The organism is Phenylobacterium sp., assembly GCF_030646615.1.
GTDB lineage: Bacteria > Pseudomonadota > Alphaproteobacteria > Caulobacterales > Caulobacteraceae > Phenylobacterium.
Window position 1 is genome coordinate 18044 of the sequence record NZ_JAUSLG010000105.1, and the last position, 16848, is coordinate 34891.

The following is a 16848-nucleotide window of genomic DNA, read 5'->3' on the forward strand; positions in this document are numbered from 1 at the left end:
GTGGCGTGAACCCGGGCAGAACGGAGCCGCAGGCGACGACCAGGCGTTTCCGGTGGGCCTTGGCGTCCAGGGCGTGCCACCATCGCCGCCCGGCCGGAGATTCTTGATGTTCAGATCCCTCAGCATCCTCGTGCTCGCCGCCCTGGTGAGCGGCCTCCTGGCGGGCGCGGCCATCCATGCGGTGGAGACCCCCGCCCTCGTGGCCGGGGCCGAGACGGTCCAGGCCGTGGGCGTTCTCTGGTTGAACGCCCTGCGCATGACCATCGTGCCCCTGGTGTTCTCCCTGCTGGTGACCGGTGTCGCCTCGGCCGCCGACGCTGCGGCCACAGGGCGACTGGCGGGCCGGGCCTTCATGATCTTCGCCGCCGTGCTGCTGGTCGCGGCCCTGTATGGCGCGGGCGCCATCAGCGGTCTTCTGGCTCTTTGGCCGGTGGACCCGGCCAGCGGCGCCGCCCTGACCGGCGCCGTCCAGGGCGATTCCGTGCCGGCGGCGACCACGGGTTTCCGCGAATGGCTGCCGACGCTCGCGCCGGCCAATCCGATCCGCGCGGCGGCCGACGACGCCATCCTGCAGATCGTGGTGTTCGGCCTGGTGTTCGGCTTCGCCGCCACCCGCCTGCGCCACGACCTGCGTACGCCGCTCATCGGATTCTTCCAGGCTGTGGCCGAGACCATGATCGTCATCGTCCGCTGGGTTCTGATCGCCGCCCCGATCGGCGTCTTCGCCCTGGCCCTGGGGATCGGCCTGCGGACAGGGCTCGACGCGGCCGGCGCCCTGACCCAATACGTGCTGATGGTCTCAGCCGTGACCATCGGCGCGCTGATCCTGCCCTATGGCCTGGTGGCGGTCCTGCGGGGACACGACTTCGCCCGGTTCGCCCGGGCCTGCGCACCGGTTCAGGCCCTGGCCTTCAGCACCCAGAGCTCGCTGGCCTGCCTGCCGGCCATGGTGGAGCGCACCCGGGACGAGCTGGGCGCTTCGACCCAGGTGACCGGCGTGGTCCTGCCCCTGGCGGTGGCGGTCTTCCGCATGACCAGCCCGGTGGCCAACCTCGCCGTGGCCTTCTTCATCATCCACCTCTATGGCCTGGAGCCCAGCGCCGGCCAGATCGCCGCGGCCATCGCCGTCTCGCTGGCGGTGAGCGTCGGCGCCGTCGGCCTGCCGGGACAGATCTCCTTCTTCGCCAGCATGGCCCCCATCTGCCTGGCCCTGGGGGCGCCGGTGGAGATCCTGGCCATCCTGCTGGCCGTCGAGGTGATCCCCGACATCTTCCGCACCGTCGGCAATGTCACCGCCGACATGGCCGTGGCCGCGGTGGTGCGGCCGCCGGAGGAGCCCGCGCTGGCCGCCGAGGCGGTCACCGAAGCCGCCTTAGGGGGCGCATCCCAACCGGGGGCTAGCGCGTAGTCTGTGGGCAGCCCCGCAAGGAGACCCCGTGCCCCTCTGGCAGATCCTGACCCTGAACGCCCTGGTCCTGCTCGCCGCCTATGGTCTGCTGTGGGGGATCGCCCTGAGACTGCGCGATGTGAGCTTCATCGACGCCTGGTGGCCCACCGGCATGGCCCTGCTCGCCTGGACCAGCCTCGTCTTCAGCGGCGGCTCAGGCCTCCACGGCTGGCTCCTGGCCCTGATCGCCACCGCCTGGGCGGCGCGGCTGGGCGGGCACCTGTTCCGCCGCTGGCGTGGCCACGGCGCCGACCGCCGCTATGAGGAGATGCTCGCCGATGGCCGCGAGAAACGCGGCTGGGGCTTTCCCGCCGCCGCGGCGATCCTGGTCTTCGCCCCCCAGGCGCCGCTGCAATACTTGGTCGCCCTGCCGGTCCAGCTCGGCCAGATCGAGACGTCGGCGCAATTTGGCCTGCTGGCGGCGGTGGGAACGGCGCTGGCCCTGTTCGGCCTGGCCTTCGAGGCCATTGGCGATGCGCAATTGGCAAGGTTCAAGGGCGACCCCGCCAACAGGGGCAAGGTGCTCGACACCGGCCTGTGGCGCTATACCCGCCATCCCAACTATTTCGGCGACGCCTGCCTCTGGTGGGGCCTCTATCTGATCGCCGCCGAGACCGGCCTGGGGGCCTGGTCGATCCTTGGTCCCCTCCTCATCACCCTGCTGCTCACCAAGGGCAGCGGCGCGCCCACGGTGGAAAAGGGTATGGAGAACCGGCGGCCTGAATACGCCGCCTATATCCGCCGCACCTCGGGCTTCATCCCCTGGCCGCCCCGCGAGGCCTGACCGCCCGTCATTGCCAGGGCCTCCCTCAGAGGCTTAGCTGCCCCCAACGACAAGACAGAGGGGGGCTTGAGGCTCATGGCGCGACATCTGGGACGACCTTTTGGACGGCTCCTGGCGGGCCTCGCCGTCGCCGGTTGGACGACGGCCGCCGCCGCCCAGCCGACACGCACCAGCCATCAAGTCGCGGGCCTTGAAGCGCCGGCGGAAATCCTGGTCGACCAGTGGGGCGTCTCCCACATCTATGCGGCCAGCGTCCGCGACGCCTTCTTCCTGCAGGGCTACAATGTCGCCCGCGACCGGCTCTGGCAGATCGACCTGTGGCGCAAGCGGGGGCTCGGCCTGCTGGCCAAGGACTTCGGCCCCGACTTCGCCGCCCAGGACCGGGCCGCCCGACTGGTCCTCTATCGCGGCGACATGACCGCCGAATGGGCCGCCTATGGCCCCAAGGCCCAGGGCTATGCGCAGGCCTTCACCGCCGGGATCAACGCCTATGTGGGCGAGATCCGGTCCGGGGCACGCCCCCTGCCCGAAGAGTTCACGATCACCGGGACCAGCCCCGACCTTTGGCGCCCGGACGAGGTGGTGCGCATCCGCAGCCATGGCCTGACCCGCAACGCCGCCGCCGAGGTCGAGCGGGCGCAGATCACCTGCGCGGCGGGGCTGGAGGCCAACGCCCTGAACCGAAAGCTGGAGCCTCCCCGCGACCTGTCGATCCCCGAGGGTCTGGACCCCTGCGCCATCCCGGCCGGCGTGCTGGCCGACTACCGGCTGGCCACGAAAGGCGTCGAATTCACCGCAGGTCAGGTGGTCGCCCAGGCCGAGGACATCCCCGCCGACGCCATCGGCTCCAACAACTGGACCGTCGCCCCCTCTCGCACGGCGACCGGGCGCCCGATCCTGGCCAACGACCCGCACCGGGCCCATGGCGTGCCCTCCCTGCGCTACATCGTGCACATGGAGGCGCCGGGCTTCTCGGCCATTGGCGCCGGCGAGCCCGCCCTGCCCGGGGTCTCCATCGGCCACAACGGAACCATCGCCTTCGGCCTCACTATCTTCCCGGCCGACCAGGAGGATCTCTATGTCTACGAGACCGATCCGGAGGACCCGAACCGCTATCGCTATGGCGATGGCTGGGAGACGATGAAGGTCGTCACTGAGACCCTAGAGGTCAAGGGTCAGGCGCCGCGCACGGTCGAGCTGAAGTTCACCCGCCATGGGCCGGTGGTGTTCGCCGATCCTGTGCAGCGCCGCGCCTATGCCGTGCGCAGCGTCTGGAGCGATCCGGGGACCTCGGCCTATTTCGGTTCGTCGGACTACATGACGGCGCAGAACTGGGACGAGTTTTCCGGCGCCATGAGCCGGTTCGGCACACCCAGCGAAAACCAAGTCTATGCCGACACCGCCGGCAATATCGGCTGGATCGCCGCGGGCCGCGTGCCCGTGCGCCAGGGTTGGGACGGGCTGATGCCCGTGCCCGGCGACGGCCGCTATGAGTGGGCGGGCTATATGGACTCAAGCGACCTTCCCAGCCGCTACAATCCCGAGACCGGCTGGCTGGCCTCGGCCAACCAGTTCAACCTGCCGGCCGACTATCCCGCCGAGCGCCAGATCAGCTTCGAATGGAGCAATCGCGCGCGGATGGCCCGCATCACCCAGGTGCTGGAGGCCGACGGCGACCTCACCCTGGCCGAGGCCATGGCGCTGCAGACCGATCCCACCAATGTGACGGCCGCGAGCCTCATCCCCCTGCTGAGCGACATTCCGGCGCCCGCGCCGGACCTGGCCGCAGCCATCGCCCTGCTGCAGGCCTGGGACGGCCGGACAGAAGCCGACAGCGCTGCGGCCGCCCTCTATGAGGTCTGGCTGTTCAAGCATCTGGGGCGCGCCACGGTGAAGGCTGCGGCGCCCGCCGCCGCCCAGGCCCTGATCGGCCATGGCGATCAGCCGGCCATCAGCGACTACCTGACCGCCGCCGCGCCGGCCGAACGTGCGCCAATCCTCGCGGCCAGCCTGACGGCGGCCCTGAACGAGGTCCGCGAAAAACTCGGCCCCGATCCCGCGGCCTGGACCTGGGGCGGCCTGCACCACGCCCGCTTCGAGCACGCCCTGGCGCCCCGGCTCTCGCCGGACGCCGCCGAGCGGCTGGCGGTGGGTCCGGCTCCCATGGCCGGGACCATGCTGAGCCCCCTGGCGGCCACCTGGCGGCCCAGCGACTATCGGGTGGTGTCAGGCGCCTCGTTCCGCATGGTCCTGGATGTCGGCGCCTGGGACAACAGCGTGGCGATCAATACGCCCGGCCAGTCCGGCGACCCGGCCAGCCCGCACTATCGCGACCTCTTCCCCCTGTGGGTGAAGGGCGACTATGTGCCCCTGCTCTACAGCCGACCGGCCATCGAGGCGGCGACCGAGACGGTGCTGGCCCTGACGCCAGCGCCCTAGGGCCGCCTAGAGCGGCAGGTGGGCGATGACCTTCGGCGTCAGATAGGCGTTGATGCCCTCCATGCCGCCCTCGCGGCCATAGCCGCTCTCCTTGACGCCGCCGAAGGGCGCCTCAGGGCCCCCGACGGCGAAGGTGTTGAGGCCGACCATGCCGGCCTCAAGGTTGCGGCCAAGCCAGGCGGCGGTCTCCTGCGAGCGGGTGAAGGCGTAGGCGGCCAGGCCATAGGCCGTGCCATTGGCCCGCGCCATCGCCTCGTCCCGGTCGGTGAACGGGGCCAGGATGGCGATGGGGCCGAAGGGCTCTTCGTGCAGGATCGCGGCGGCGTCTGGCACGTCGGTCAGCACCGTGGGGCGATAGAAATAGCCGCGATTGCCCAGCCGCTCGCCGCCGGTCCGCACCTGGGCGCCGGCCTCGACCGCGCCGGTGACCGCCGCCTCCACCGCCGCCAGCCGGCGATCGTGGGCCAGCGGCCCCATCTCGGTGCGCGGGTCCAGGCCATCGCCGACCACCAGCTTCTCGGCCCCGGCCACGAAGGCCTCGAGCACCTGATCGTAGACCTTCGCCTCCACATAGAAGCGGGTGGGCGAGATACAGACCTGACCGGCGTTGCGGAACTTGCCCTGGACCAGGGTCTGGGCGACGTCGATGGGGTCCATGTCGGCGAAGACCATCACCGGCGCATGGCCGCCAAGCTCCATGGTGCAGGGCTTCATGTGCCCCGCAGCCTGCTGCGCCAGCAGCTTGCCGACGGGGACCGAGCCGGTGAACGACACCTTGCGGATGATCGGCGAGGCGATCAGGTGGGCGGAGATCTCCGCCGGCCGCCCGAACACCAGGTTCAGCACGCCGGCAGGAAGGCCGGCGTCCGCCAGGGCCTGGGCCAGCGCGATACAGCCGCCGGGCGCATCCTCCGGCCCCTTAAGGATCATCGAGCAACCGGCCGCGAGCGCGCTGCCGATCTTGCCCGCCGCCTGGGAGGCCGGGAAGTTCCAGGGGGTGAAGGCCGCAACGGGACCGACGGGATGCCGGGTCACGGTCCACATCAGGCCCGGCTGGTTGGCCGGGATCACCCGGCCATAGGCCCGGCGGCCCTCTTCAGCCGCCCATTCGAAGTGCCGGGCGCAGCCCTCGATCTCCATTCGCGCCTGGCTAAGGGGCTTGCCCTGTTCGCGGGTCAGGTCGCGGGCGATGGGGTCCAGGCGCTGGCGGATCAGCGCCGCGGCGCCGCGCAGCACCTCGGACCGGTGCAGGGGCGTGGTCTGGCGCCAGGTTTCGAAGCCCGCCTGGGCCACGGCCAGGGCCTCGTCCAGATCCGCCGCTGTGGCGACGGCATGGCGACTGACTACGCTCTCGTCGGCGGGGTTTAGAACCTCCAGCCATTCGCCGCCGCCGCCGGGCCGCCAGGTTCCGCCGATGAACAGCGGCCGGTCGCAGACTTCGGTCTGGGTCGCCACAGTCAACGGGCCGGCGCCTTGGACTTGGCTTCGGCGGCGGCCTCAGCCGCCTTCTCGGCCTGGTACTCATTCACCGCCTTGCGCTTGAACGGGTTCTCCTTGTGGATCGGGAAGTCGATCTTCAGCTCGCCACGGACGATCTTCTTGCGCAGATGCTTGGCGCCGTGGACGCTGAAGCCGGCCAGATGGTCCCCGGCCACGATGCGGGTGTAGCGGGAGGGGTTTTCCGCCGACACGAACTGCGGCAGCGGCTCGACCACCACGTCGTAGTCGACGGCGAAGAACAGCGGCATGGAGAAGCGCTCCTTGCCGGTGTTCACCACCCGGTGCTGGGTCGCCTTGAACCGGCCGTTGGTCCAGCCCTCCAGTAGGTCGCCGATATTGACGATGAAGGCGCCCTCGATCGGCGGGGCGGCGACCCATTCATCGGCGGCGTTCATCACCTGCAGGCCGGGTCCGCCGGTGTGCAGGATGGTGAAGCACTCGAAGTCCGAATGGGCCCCAATGCCCAGATGATCATTGTCCATGGGCCGGTCATTGGGCGGATAGTGCAGCAGCCGCAGCTGGGACGGCGTCTTCCTGGTCCGCTCAAGGAAGAACTCGGGATCCAGGTCGAGCCGCAGGGCGAAGGCCTCGAACAGCCGCTCGCCCACCTGACGCACGGCGTCATAATAGGCCATCACCTCATCCCGGAACCCGGGGATCCAGTCCGGCCACTGGTTGGGCACCAGCATCAGGTTGCCGGCCTTGAAGTCGGGATCGTCCTCGTCGATCTCGATGGCCAGGTCGAAGGCCGCATGCAGGCGCGGCTTGGTCAGATAGTCGTGCTCAGGGCTGGGCTCCACCAGGCGGTAGAGCTCCGGATCGCCATCATCGTCCTCGTCGGAGATCGGGACCCAGCCGCGGGTGCCGGGGGAGTGGCGGATGTGCACCCGCTGCCGCTGCTCAAGGGGCGAATAGTGGAACTGCTTCGACAGATCGTAGGTGCGGTCGATCAGCGACTGCGGCACCCCATGGTTCCGGATGTAGAAGAAGCCCACCGTCTCGCAGGCCCGGCCGATCTCGGCCACCGCGGCGGCCTTGGCTTCAGACTCGTCGCCCGCCAGGGCGGCGATGTCGATCACGGGGATTTCGGAGAAGGCGAGAAGCTTGGCTCCCATCTCGCCGACGGCTGGAACCTGATCGCCGGTGCTCATCGTGAACGCTCCATGGCAGAGCGGACAGGCTTCGGCGCCTGCGCCGCCGAGCCAACCTTGTCGGAGAATCCGGCCCGGCGCGCGGGGCCGGCGGGGGATCAAGCCCAAATCCCCAGTCAGTAATACGAATTGTTCAAATCGTAGTCGGGGCGCCCGGGGACGGCGCCCATCGTCCAAGCATTTCCCGCCGGCTGACAGGCGGCCCCCGCCATCGCTTGCCACGACGGGGGCGGAGGTATCGGCTCAAGGCAGCCCGGCGGGGCGGCCAGTGCGGAGGCGACCATGGGCTTGACGGATCGACGGGGCGAAAAAGCGTCTTCTGGCCAGGGACTTATCGGACGGCGGGGGTTGCTTCTGGGGGCCGGCGCGGCGGGCCTGGCCCTGGCGGCGGGGTGTTCCGGAGCCGGGGACGGAGGCGGCCGCAGTCTTCGGGTATCGACCTATGGCGGCAACTTCGAGCAGGCCATGAGCCAGCACATCTACCCCCTCTTTACCGAGGCCACCGGCATCCGGGTGGAGTCCATGCCCCAGCCCGCGGGCCTCCAGTTCCTCCTGCAGTTGATCGAGGCCAACAAGGCCGGCCAGACTCCGATGGACCTCTGTATCAGCGCCCCCGTCGACGTCATGCGCGGCAATGCCGCCGGGCTCTGGCGGGCCTATGAGGCCGCGCAGATCCCCAACCTTGCGAACCTGCCGGACTCCTATGTGACCCGCACGCCGGACGGGGTGGCCGCCGTCGGCGCGGTGGGCTGGTTCTTCACCATGGTCACCAATCCGCAGACCATCTCGCCCACACCCACCAGCTGGACCGAGCTCTGGGCGCCAGGACGCCGCAACGCCTGGGGCCTGGCCGGGACCGGGGCTGGACCGATGTACGAGGTCACTGCGGCGACCTATTTCAACGGCCCCGAAATGCTCAACACCCAGGAGGGCATCCGCGCCTGCGTCGAGAAGATGGCCGGCCTCAAGGCCAATACCCGCCTGTGGTGGGAGAGCGAGGGGACCATGCAGACCGCGCTGGAGAACGGCGAGGTCCAGGGCGGAGTCTATTTCGCCGATGTCGCCGAGACCCTGATCCAGAGCGGCGCGCCCCTGGAGGTGGTCTTCCCCCAGGAGGGTCCGGTGATCGATTTCGGCAGCTGGTGCCAGCCCTCGGCCTCCACCAAGACCGCCGAAGCCCATGAATTCATCAACTTCATGCTGACCCCGGAGGCGCAGAACCTGATCGCCTCGCGCATGAACGCCCCGCCGCTGATCCGCCCCGAACTGCTGACCCTGGACGACGGGGTGCGGGCCAAGGTGACCAGCCCCACCACCCCCATCGCCACCAATCTGGAGGCCCGGCGGCTGCACATGGACTTCATGGTCCAGCAGTTCAGCCAGATGCTGGCGAGCTAGGGGGCGGCGATGTTCGGACTGGAGCTGCGCGACCTCACCAAGGCCTATGGCGACCATCTGGCCGCCGACCATGTCAGCCTCTCCATTCCGCACGGGGAGTTCGTCTGTTTCCTGGGTCCCTCGGGCTGCGGCAAGACCACGGTCCTGCGGATGATCGCCGGGCTTGAGACGCCCACCTCCGGCGCCATCCTGCTGAACGGCAAGGACATCAGCGGCCAGCCCGCCAACAGCCGGCAGTTCGGCATGGTCTTCCAGTCCCTGGCCCTGTTTCCCCACCTGAATGTTGGTGAGAACATCGCCTTCGCCCTGCGCCTGCGCGGAGTCGACCCCCGGCGGCGCAAGGAACGCGTGGCCGAATTGCTTGAACTGGTCCGTCTGCCGGGCCTGCAGGCCCGCGCCATCAGCCAGCTGTCCGGCGGTCAGCGCCAGCGGGTGGCCATCGCCCGGGCGCTGGCCCAGGAGCCGCCGGTCTTCCTGCTGGATGAGCCCTTCTCGGCCCTGGACGCCAAGCTGCGCGAGGAGATGCAGAACGAGCTGCGCGCCCTGCAGCAGCGGCTGAAGATCACCACCATCCTGGTCACCCACGACCAGCGCGAAGCCATGACCCTGGCAGACACCATCGTCGTCATGGGCGAGGGCCAGATCCAACAGCACGGCCCGCCGGTGTCCATCTACAAGCGCCCGGCCAACCGCTTCGTCGCCGACTTCATCGGGGCCAGCAACCTGTTGCCGGTGCAGATCCTGGACGGACAGACGGTGACCTATGGGGCCACCGCCTTGCGGGTCGGCGCCACCTGCGGCGTGGGCGGGGCGCCGGCCACCCTGGCCATCCGGCCAGAGGATGTGGTGATCACCCGGGCGGGCGGCGGCGGCTGCAATGAAGTGGCCGGGATCATCAGTCAGGTGCGCGACATGGGCGCCTATGTGGAGTTCCGTGTCGCCTGCGAGGGCCTGGACATTCTCGGCGTCGCCGCGCCCCGGGACTGGATCGGCGCGGGCCTGGGCGAGCACGCCCATGTGCGCCTGCCCGTCGACTCCTGCCAGGTCCTGGCGAAATGACCGCAGCCGATATCGGGCTTACGGCGCCGACCGGCGACCTGCCGGCCAAGCCCCGCTGGATCCTCGCCGGCCTGCTCACCGGCCCGGCCCTCTACATCCTGATCATGGCCATCGTACCGGCCTTCCTCATGGTCCAGCTCAGCCTGGCCCATCGGGAGGTCGGCGGCCTCTGGTCTCCGGGCCTCGAACTCACCCAGTACCGGCAACTGGCGACGCCGCTGTTCGCAAGGATCATGGGATTCTCGCTGCTGCTGGCGCTGACCGGGGCGGCGATCTGCGTCAGCCTGGCCTTCCCGGCCGCCTATTTCATCACCCGCATGCGCCGCCGGGCGCAGGTGACATGGCTGGTCTTCCTGCTGGGCTCCCTGTCGCTCTCCGAAGTGCTGATCGTCTTCGCCTTCCAGGTGCTCCTGTCCACCAGCGGGACCCTGGCCGGCGCCCTGTCGGCGGTGGGGCTGCTGGCGCCCGGCGCCTCGCTCTATCCCAACTTTCCCGCCGTCCTGACCTGCCTGGTCTACCTGCTGCTGCCCTATGTGATCCTGTTCTTCTATCCGGCGCTCTCGCAGCTGGACCCGGAGGTGGAGCAGGCGGCGGCCACCATGGGCGCCTCGCGGATCTCGACCTTCGTAAGCGTCGTCCTGCCGATGATGCGGGGGCAGATCCTGACTGGCGTGCTGCTGGTGGTGATCTTCACCTTCGGCGCCTATCTGACCCCCCTGGTCCTCGGTCGGCCGCCGCAATGGACCATCGCCATCCACATCAACAACGCCGCCATGGGCGCCGGGAACCTGCCGCTCGCCGCCGCCTACGCGGTGGCCGTGGTGACCTTCATGGCGGCGCTGCTCCTCCTGACGCGGCTCCTGTCGCGCCGCCGGGGGGCCGAGGCATGAGCCTGTCGCCGGGCGTCATCCTGCGAAGGGGATTTCTGGGCCTCCTCGCCCTTTTCCTGGCCGCGCCCCTGATCGTGGTGCTGTCGGTGTCGTTCAACGCCACCCGGCGGATGAGCTTCCCGCCCACCGAATTCAGCCTGCGCTGGTACGGCGCGTTCTTCGGCGACCATGCCTGGATGGCGTCCCTGGAGCGGTCGCTGACCATTGCAGGCCTGGCGGCCCTGGTCTCGGTCTTGGTCGCCCTGCCGATCACCTATGCCATCTGGCGTTATCAGGCGAAGGCTGCGGCCGTCCTGGCCGGGATCGGCGGCGCCCTGTTCCTGATCCCCGGGGTCGTCGCGGCCCTGATGCTCTCGGCCTTCTGGGGGGTCACCGGCCATGTGGGACGCCTGGAAAATGTGGTGCTCAGCCACGCCATCGTCCTGCTGGGCATCCCCCTGTCCCTGCTGATGGTTGGCTTCCGCACCATCGACCAGGCCCAGGTGGAGGCCGCCTACACCATGGGCGCCCGGGATTCCGACGCCTTCCGCATGGTCGTGCGCCCGGCCATGACGCCCTATATCCTCTGCGCCTTCGTTTTCGTCTTTGTGCTGAGTATCAACGAATATCTGATCGCCTATATGGTGGCGGGCTTCACGGTCCAGACGCTGCCGATCAAGATCTTCGCCAATATGCGGCAGGGTTATGAGCCCACCATGTGCGTCGCCGCGGTGATCTTCATGGTGATGGGCTTCTCGGCCTTCGCCCTGATGTCCAAGGTCGCCGACCTGCCCCGTCTGATGGGCCGCACCCGCCCGCTGGAGGACTGAACCCATGAGCGCCAAGGTCCCGCCCGAAGTCACCGGCGTCTGGCGGCGCGAGGAGATCACCGCGCCGGGGGGCTACCGCGACGACACCACCCGGGTGTTCTGGGTGCAGGCCGACAGCTGGTACGGCGACATCCGGCTCAAGATCGATATTCCCCGCAAGGACGGCGCGGCAAGCTTCGCCGACTTCAGCGACGCCGAGCTGGTGGAGCTGGCCCAGGCCCAGGGCTTCGCCGGCCAGCTGACCGTGACGCCGGACATGTGCGCCTGGCGCCGCGATCTCGACTACCAGCCGCCGGGCCCGATCCCCGACGAGGGGACCTGGCGGATCGACGGCGACATCCTGATCGAAGGCGGCATCCATGCCGAATATGAGGAGATCTGGCGGCTGGAGCCAGAGAGCCACGGTCTGCGCGCCGCCTTCGGACTTGGCGAAGGCCAGGGCCTGCTGGTCGTCGCCGGCGACCACTTCCTGATGATGCGGGCGCGCCAGGCGCCCCTGCCGGCTGGCGAGTCCTTGCCGGTCCTGGTGGAGGCGGCCCTGGCCGAGGGCCAGCGAGAGCGGGCCTTCGCCCTGCTGGACATGCCGATCTCCTATGGCCGCATCAGCCAGGACTGGCGGGTCGTCCATTCCACCCTGCCCTGGCTCGAGGGCCGCCCCCTCTGGACGCGGCCGCCGCTGTTTGACGCCGAGACCAGCCAGCTTCTAGATGGCGGTCCCGCCCCCTGGGTCCTGCTGGAGCTCCAAGATCCCGCTGGCGACCTGCCCGATCTGTTCGCCCTGGCCACGGTCGCCGGTTCATCGCTATGAAGGCGTCCTCGACCGTCCCCCGATACGCCCGCCAGGTCCGCCTCGTGTCCATCGCCCCGCGCAAAGCCGCCAACACCACCGCCGGCTCTCAGCTCGCCCGGATCGGGGTGAGCCTGCCCGGCGCCCTGCTGGCCCAGGTGGACGACATGGTGGCCGAGCGGGGCCTGCCGGGGCGCTCGCAGCTGATCGCCGAACTGATCCGCCACGAGGTGGCCGAGGTGGATCGCGAGCACGGCGAAGACGTGCGCGCCGGCACCATCACCCTGATCTACCGCGCCGACAGCGGCCGGGTCCGGCACGCCCTGGCCCGGGTCCAGGGCGACTTTGTCAAGGAGGTGATCTCCTCCCAGCACGTCTTCCTGGAGGATGACCAGTCCCTGGAGGTGCTGCTGGTCCAGGGCTCAGGCGAGCGGCTTCAACAGCTTTGCGACCGTCTACGCGGGGTCCGCGCCGTCCAGCAGTTGAAGCTGGTGACCACCACTTCGCTCCTCCCACCCCTTCACGCCCATGGCGTGGCCGAGGACGACGAAGCCGCCGATCTCCGCCGCGCCGCGCGCTAGGCGTCTTCCGGCAGGACCAGCTGGCCCTGCGCCCGCCGGGCCTTCAGATAGGCGAAGGTGCGCGCGGTCTGGGCGAACAGATGCTCGCCCGACACCAGCCGACCATATTGCGCCGGGCGTTCGGCGCTGATGAAGCGGGGATCGGGCTCGACCACCGTGTCGAAGTCGCAGGTGGCGAAGAAGGGGAAGCTGTAACGCTCCTCGGCGACCTTGCGCACCCGGTGGCTGGTGGCGGTGAACACCCCATTGGTCCAGGCCTCCAGCATGTCGCCGATATTGATCACATAGCACCCCGGCCGCGGCGGGGCGTCGATCCACTGACCCGCGCCATTGCGCACCTCCAGCCCCGGCGCCGTGCCCCGCAGGACGGTGAAGAACTCATAGTCGGTATGGGCGCCGATCCCCTCGCGATCCTCGGCGGCGGGATCATAGGGATAGTGGATCATGCGCAGCTGGCTGGGCGGCCGCTGGCGGTGGGGCTCGAAGTGGTCCTCCGGCAGATCCAGGGCCAGGGCGAAGCCGCGGAACAGCCGCTGCGCCAGCTCCGAGACCGCGGCATAATAGGCGCTGGCCGCTTCACGAAAGCCTGGCTGGGCCGGCCACAGATTGGCCCCCAGCATCGGCGCCTCGGCCGCCGCGCCCGGCAGGTCGAGATTGAGGTCATAGGCCTCCTTGCGGTCGATGGTCCCGCCGGGAAACACCTCTTCGCCCTCCGGCACATAGCCGCTGTGGTTCTCCGACCGGCCAATATAGCTGGCCATCTTGGCGTCCATGGGCTGGGCGAAGAAGGCCTTGGCCGCGGCCAGGACATTTTCGAAGAGCCGTTCGTCCAGGCCATGGCCGGACACATAGAGAAAGCCCACCTCTCGGGCCGCAGCGCCCATCTGATCGGCGACGGCGCGGCGGACGGCCACGTCTGCAGAGCTCAGGCCGGCGATGTCGATCACCGGAATGCTGTCGAAGTCCACATTCATTCCCGTCCGCCCGTCTCCTGCCCGCCGCCTGGCGCCACGGGTGTGATTACGTTCCTTGGATTTCGTAATAACGCAGGCGGTGCAAGCCTGGCCGTGGAATCCCCTTTCGGCTGCCCGAGAAAGTGGCGCCCCAGGCATTTGGCGCCTGGGATTCAGGCGCTGGCCGTCCCGCCATTTCCCGCCGACCCAAGGCCATTGGAATATTACGAATTCTTCTGAATGTAATACTGAAGGGGACGCGCCAAGGCGGCGTGGCCACGGATGGAAGGGGAGTCCGAATGAGTTGGGTCAACGGATTACGCGCCTTGGCGATCGCGGCTGCGGGCGGGCTGGTGCTGGCGGCTTGCGGCCAGAACGCCGAGGAAACGGCCAAGGCGTCGGGCGCGGTTGAAGAGTACACCATCGGCTGGACCATCTATGCCGGCTGGATGCCCTGGCCCTATGCCGAACAGGCCGGCATCGTGAAGAAGTGGTCGGATAAGTACGGCGTCAACATCAAGCTCGTTCAGGTGAACGACTATGTGGAATCCCTGAACCAGTACACGGCCGGCACCCTGGATGGGGTGACCTCGACCAATATGGACGCCCTGACCATTCCCGCCGCCGCCGGCAAGGACACCACCGTGGTGATCGTCGGCGACTATTCCAACGGCAATGACGGCATCATCCTGAAGAACGGTTCGTCCCTGGCCGACATCAGGGGCCGCTCGGTCAACCTCGTGGAGAACTCGGTCTCGCACTATCTGCTGGCCCGCGGGCTGGAGAGCGCGGGCCTCGCCATGACCGACGTCTCCGTGGTCAACACCTCGGACGCCGACATGGTCGCCGCCTTCACCGCCCCGCAGACCACGGCTGTCGTGCCCTGGAATCCGCAGCTGGCCGAGATCAAGAAGCAACCCGGCGCGGTCGAGGTGTTCAACTCCACGGAAATCCCCGGCGAGATTCTCGACATGATGATTGTGTCGACCGAGGCGCTGGCGGCCAATCCGAACCTGGGCAAGGCCCTGGCCGGCATCTGGTACGAGACCATGGCCCTGATGAACGCCGACACCCCAGAGGGCCAGGCCGCCCGCGAGGCCATGGCCCAGATCTCCGGCACCGACCTCGCCGGCTATGAGGGCCAGCTGGAAACCACCTTCATGTACTACACCCCCCAGGCGGCCCTGGCGGCCATGACCGGTCCGGACATCGTGTCGGCCAATGACAAGGTCCGTCAGTTCAGCTTCCAGGCGGGTCTGTTCGGCCAGGGCGCCCGCTCGGTGGACGACATTGGCGTCAGCTTCCCGGGCGACCGGGTCCTGGGCAACGCCGAGAACGTGATGCTGCGCTTCGATCCGACCTATACCCAGATGGCGGTGGACGGCGCCCTCTAGGCCGCGCCACCCTGACGACGCCTTGCGTAACCGCGTACTCCTGATCGAGGTGACCGCCCCATGCGCCGATTGCTGAATGCTAGGCCGCGTGGCGGCGGTCGCCTCCTTCTGGGCCTCCTGCCCATCGCCATCCTGGTGCTGCTCTATCTGGTGGCGTCCCAGGCCCGCCATGCGGAGAACCCCCGCGACAAGATCCTGCCGACCCCGGCGGCCATGGCCCAGTCCATGGAGATCATGGCCCTGCAGAAAGATCCCCGCACCGGCGAGATCCCCCTGGTCGCCGACACCAAGGCCAGCCTCACCCGGCTGGGGATCGCCGTCGGCGCCGCGGCCGCCACCACCCTGGTGTTAGGCCTCTCCATCGGGCTCCTGCCCTATGCGCGGGCCGGTCTCGGGCCGCTGGTGGCCACCATATCGGTGATCCCCCCCATCGCCGTCCTGCCCATATTGTTCATTGTCTTCGGCTTGGGCGAGACGGCCAAGATCGTGCTGATCTTCGTCGGCATCACGCCCTTCATGGTCCGGGATCTCGCCTCCCACGTCGCCGCCATCCCCGAGGAACAGATCGTCAAGGCCCAGACGCTGGGCGCCTCCACCTGGCTGGTGGCCCTGCAGGTCGCCCTGCCCCAGGCCATGCCGCGGCTCATCGACAGCGTGCGGTTCTCGCTGGGCCCGGCCTGGGTGTTCCTGATCTCGGCCGAGGCCATCGCCTCGGATGTGGGCCTCGGCTACCGCATCTTCCTTGTTCGCCGGTACCTGGCCATGGACATCATCCTGCCCTACGTCGCCTGGATCTCGCTGCTGGCGGTGATCATTGACCTCCTGCTGCTGACCTGGAGCCGCACCGCCTTCCGCTGGGCCCACGCGCCGGGGGGCCGCCGATGACCCCGGTCCTTTCGTTCCGCAATGTCTGGGTCGAGTACGGCGACCATGTGGTGCTGGAAAAGGTCAGCCTGGACGTGGCGCCCGGCGCCTTCGTCTCCATCGTCGGACCCTCGGGCGCGGGCAAGAGCACCTTTCTGCGCCTGGCGCTGGGCCAGGAGGCGCCCAGCCGGGGGGAGATTCTGCTGGACGGCGCCCCCATTCCGCCTGAGCCCGGCCCCGACCGGGGCGTGGTCTTCCAGCGCTATTCGGTCTTTCCGCACATGACCGTGCTGCAGAACGTCATGTTCGGCGCCCGCTGCGACCAGGCGCCCCTCACCGGCCTGCTCATGGGCGCCGCGCGACGCCAGGCCAAGGCCGAGGCCATGGCGATCCTCGATCAGGTGGGCCTTTCGGCCTCCCTCAAGGCCTTCCCCCGGGCCCTGTCTGGGGGCATGCAGCAGCGCCTAGCCATCGCCCAGGCCCTGATCACCAAACCCCGCATCCTGCTGCTGGACGAGCCCTTTGGCGCGCTGGATCCCGGCGTGCGCCTGGACATGCACGAGCTGATCACCGGCCTTTGGCGCGAGCATGGGCTGACCATCCTGATGGTCACCCACGACATCAAGGAAGCCTTCAAGCTGGGCACCCGGGTCATCGCCGTGGACAAGCGCCGGCATGACCCCCACGCGCCGCACCGCTATGGCTCGACGGCGGTCTACGACTTCCCGCTGGACGACAAGCTGAAGACCGCGATCCCCAAGGAGATCGCGGTGATGACGGGCGAAGCCTAGA

Annotated in this window: 15 protein-coding genes; 12 read left to right on the forward strand and 3 right to left on the reverse strand. The window is 68.9% G+C overall.

Annotated features, from left to right (window positions below; genetic code table 11):
• Positions 1-106: 106 nt before the first annotated feature.
• The 3 genes from Q7S93_RS18815 to Q7S93_RS18825 all read left to right on the forward strand — a co-directional run bounded on the left by Q7S93_RS18815 (position 107) and on the right by Q7S93_RS18825 (position 4670).
• On the forward strand, positions 107-1408 hold the full coding sequence (locus Q7S93_RS18815; RefSeq protein ID WP_304716381.1) for a dicarboxylate/amino acid:cation symporter: 1302 nt from the start codon (positions 107-109) through the stop codon (positions 1406-1408).
• Between the two features lie 28 nt (positions 1409-1436).
• Positions 1437-2231 carry a DUF1295 domain-containing protein gene (locus Q7S93_RS18820; RefSeq protein WP_304716383.1) on the forward strand — a complete coding sequence of 265 codons (795 nt, stop codon included), beginning with the start codon at positions 1437-1439 and terminating at the stop codon, positions 2229-2231.
• A 75-nt stretch (positions 2232-2306) separates the two neighbouring features.
• Positions 2307-4670, forward strand: coding sequence for a penicillin acylase family protein (locus Q7S93_RS18825; RefSeq protein WP_304716385.1), 2364 nt, complete (start codon positions 2307-2309; stop codon positions 4668-4670).
• A gap of 6 nt (positions 4671-4676) precedes the next feature.
• Here Q7S93_RS18825 and Q7S93_RS18830 read toward each other — a convergent pair whose 3' ends face one another.
• Together Q7S93_RS18830 and Q7S93_RS18835 are read right to left on the reverse strand one after the other, a co-directional pair.
• Complete coding sequence (locus Q7S93_RS18830) at positions 4677-6125, reverse strand: NAD-dependent succinate-semialdehyde dehydrogenase (RefSeq protein ID WP_304716447.1); 1449 nt, start codon at positions 6123-6125, stop codon at positions 4677-4679.
• A gap of 2 nt (positions 6126-6127) precedes the next feature.
• Complete coding sequence (locus Q7S93_RS18835; protein ID WP_304716387.1) at positions 6128-7321, reverse strand: isopenicillin N synthase family dioxygenase; 1194 nt, start codon at positions 7319-7321, stop codon at positions 6128-6130.
• A gap of 348 nt (positions 7322-7669) precedes the next feature.
• Here Q7S93_RS18835 and Q7S93_RS18840 point away from each other — a divergent pair, with 348 nt between their 5' ends.
• From Q7S93_RS18840 to Q7S93_RS18865, 6 genes are read left to right on the forward strand one after another with little or no spacing between them, the layout of a single operon-like run.
• Positions 7670-8719: an extracellular solute-binding protein gene (locus Q7S93_RS18840; protein WP_304716390.1), complete on the forward strand. Its 1050-nt coding sequence runs from the start codon at positions 7670-7672 to the stop codon at positions 8717-8719.
• A gap of 9 nt (positions 8720-8728) precedes the next feature.
• Positions 8729-9778: an ABC transporter ATP-binding protein gene (locus tag Q7S93_RS18845; protein ID WP_304716392.1), complete on the forward strand. Its 1050-nt coding sequence runs from the start codon at positions 8729-8731 to the stop codon at positions 9776-9778.
• Positions 9775-10668, forward strand: a complete 894-nt coding sequence (locus Q7S93_RS18850; RefSeq protein ID WP_304716394.1) for an ABC transporter permease — start codon at positions 9775-9777, stop codon at positions 10666-10668. The genes Q7S93_RS18845 and Q7S93_RS18850 overlap by 4 nt, the downstream gene beginning before the upstream one ends.
• Positions 10665-11477 carry an ABC transporter permease gene (locus tag Q7S93_RS18855; protein ID WP_304716395.1) on the forward strand — a complete coding sequence of 271 codons (813 nt, stop codon included), beginning with the start codon at positions 10665-10667 and terminating at the stop codon, positions 11475-11477. The genes Q7S93_RS18850 and Q7S93_RS18855 overlap by 4 nt, the downstream gene beginning before the upstream one ends.
• Before the next feature lie 4 nt (positions 11478-11481).
• Positions 11482-12285 carry a hypothetical protein gene (locus tag Q7S93_RS18860; RefSeq protein ID WP_304716397.1) on the forward strand — a complete coding sequence of 268 codons (804 nt, stop codon included), beginning with the start codon at positions 11482-11484 and terminating at the stop codon, positions 12283-12285.
• Positions 12282-12845 (forward strand): CopG family ribbon-helix-helix protein, encoded by a 564-nt coding sequence (locus tag Q7S93_RS18865; RefSeq protein WP_304716399.1) that lies wholly within the window; start codon positions 12282-12284, stop codon positions 12843-12845. The genes Q7S93_RS18860 and Q7S93_RS18865 overlap by 4 nt, the downstream gene beginning before the upstream one ends.
• On the opposite strand, the gene Q7S93_RS18870 is transcribed toward Q7S93_RS18865, so the two are convergent.
• A complete protein-coding gene (locus tag Q7S93_RS18870; RefSeq protein ID WP_304716400.1) occupies positions 12842-13819 on the reverse strand; it encodes an isopenicillin N synthase family dioxygenase in 978 nt (325 codons plus the stop codon). The two genes, Q7S93_RS18865 and Q7S93_RS18870, sit on opposite strands and share 4 nt — an antisense overlap.
• A gap of 278 nt (positions 13820-14097) precedes the next feature.
• On the opposite strand from Q7S93_RS18870, the gene Q7S93_RS18875 reads away from it, so the two are divergent.
• The 3 genes from Q7S93_RS18875 to Q7S93_RS18885 are packed head-to-tail and all read left to right on the forward strand — an operon-like array spanning position 14098 to position 16847.
• On the forward strand, positions 14098-15192 hold the full coding sequence (locus tag Q7S93_RS18875; RefSeq protein WP_304716401.1) for a putative urea ABC transporter substrate-binding protein: 1095 nt from the start codon (positions 14098-14100) through the stop codon (positions 15190-15192).
• 60 nt (positions 15193-15252) lie between these two features.
• A complete protein-coding gene (locus Q7S93_RS18880) occupies positions 15253-16077 on the forward strand; it encodes an ABC transporter permease (protein WP_304716402.1) in 825 nt (274 codons plus the stop codon).
• Positions 16074-16847: an ABC transporter ATP-binding protein gene (locus tag Q7S93_RS18885; RefSeq protein WP_304716403.1), complete on the forward strand. Its 774-nt coding sequence runs from the start codon at positions 16074-16076 to the stop codon at positions 16845-16847. Before Q7S93_RS18880 ends, Q7S93_RS18885 begins: the two co-directional genes overlap by 4 nt.
• Position 16848 lies beyond the last annotated feature (1 nt).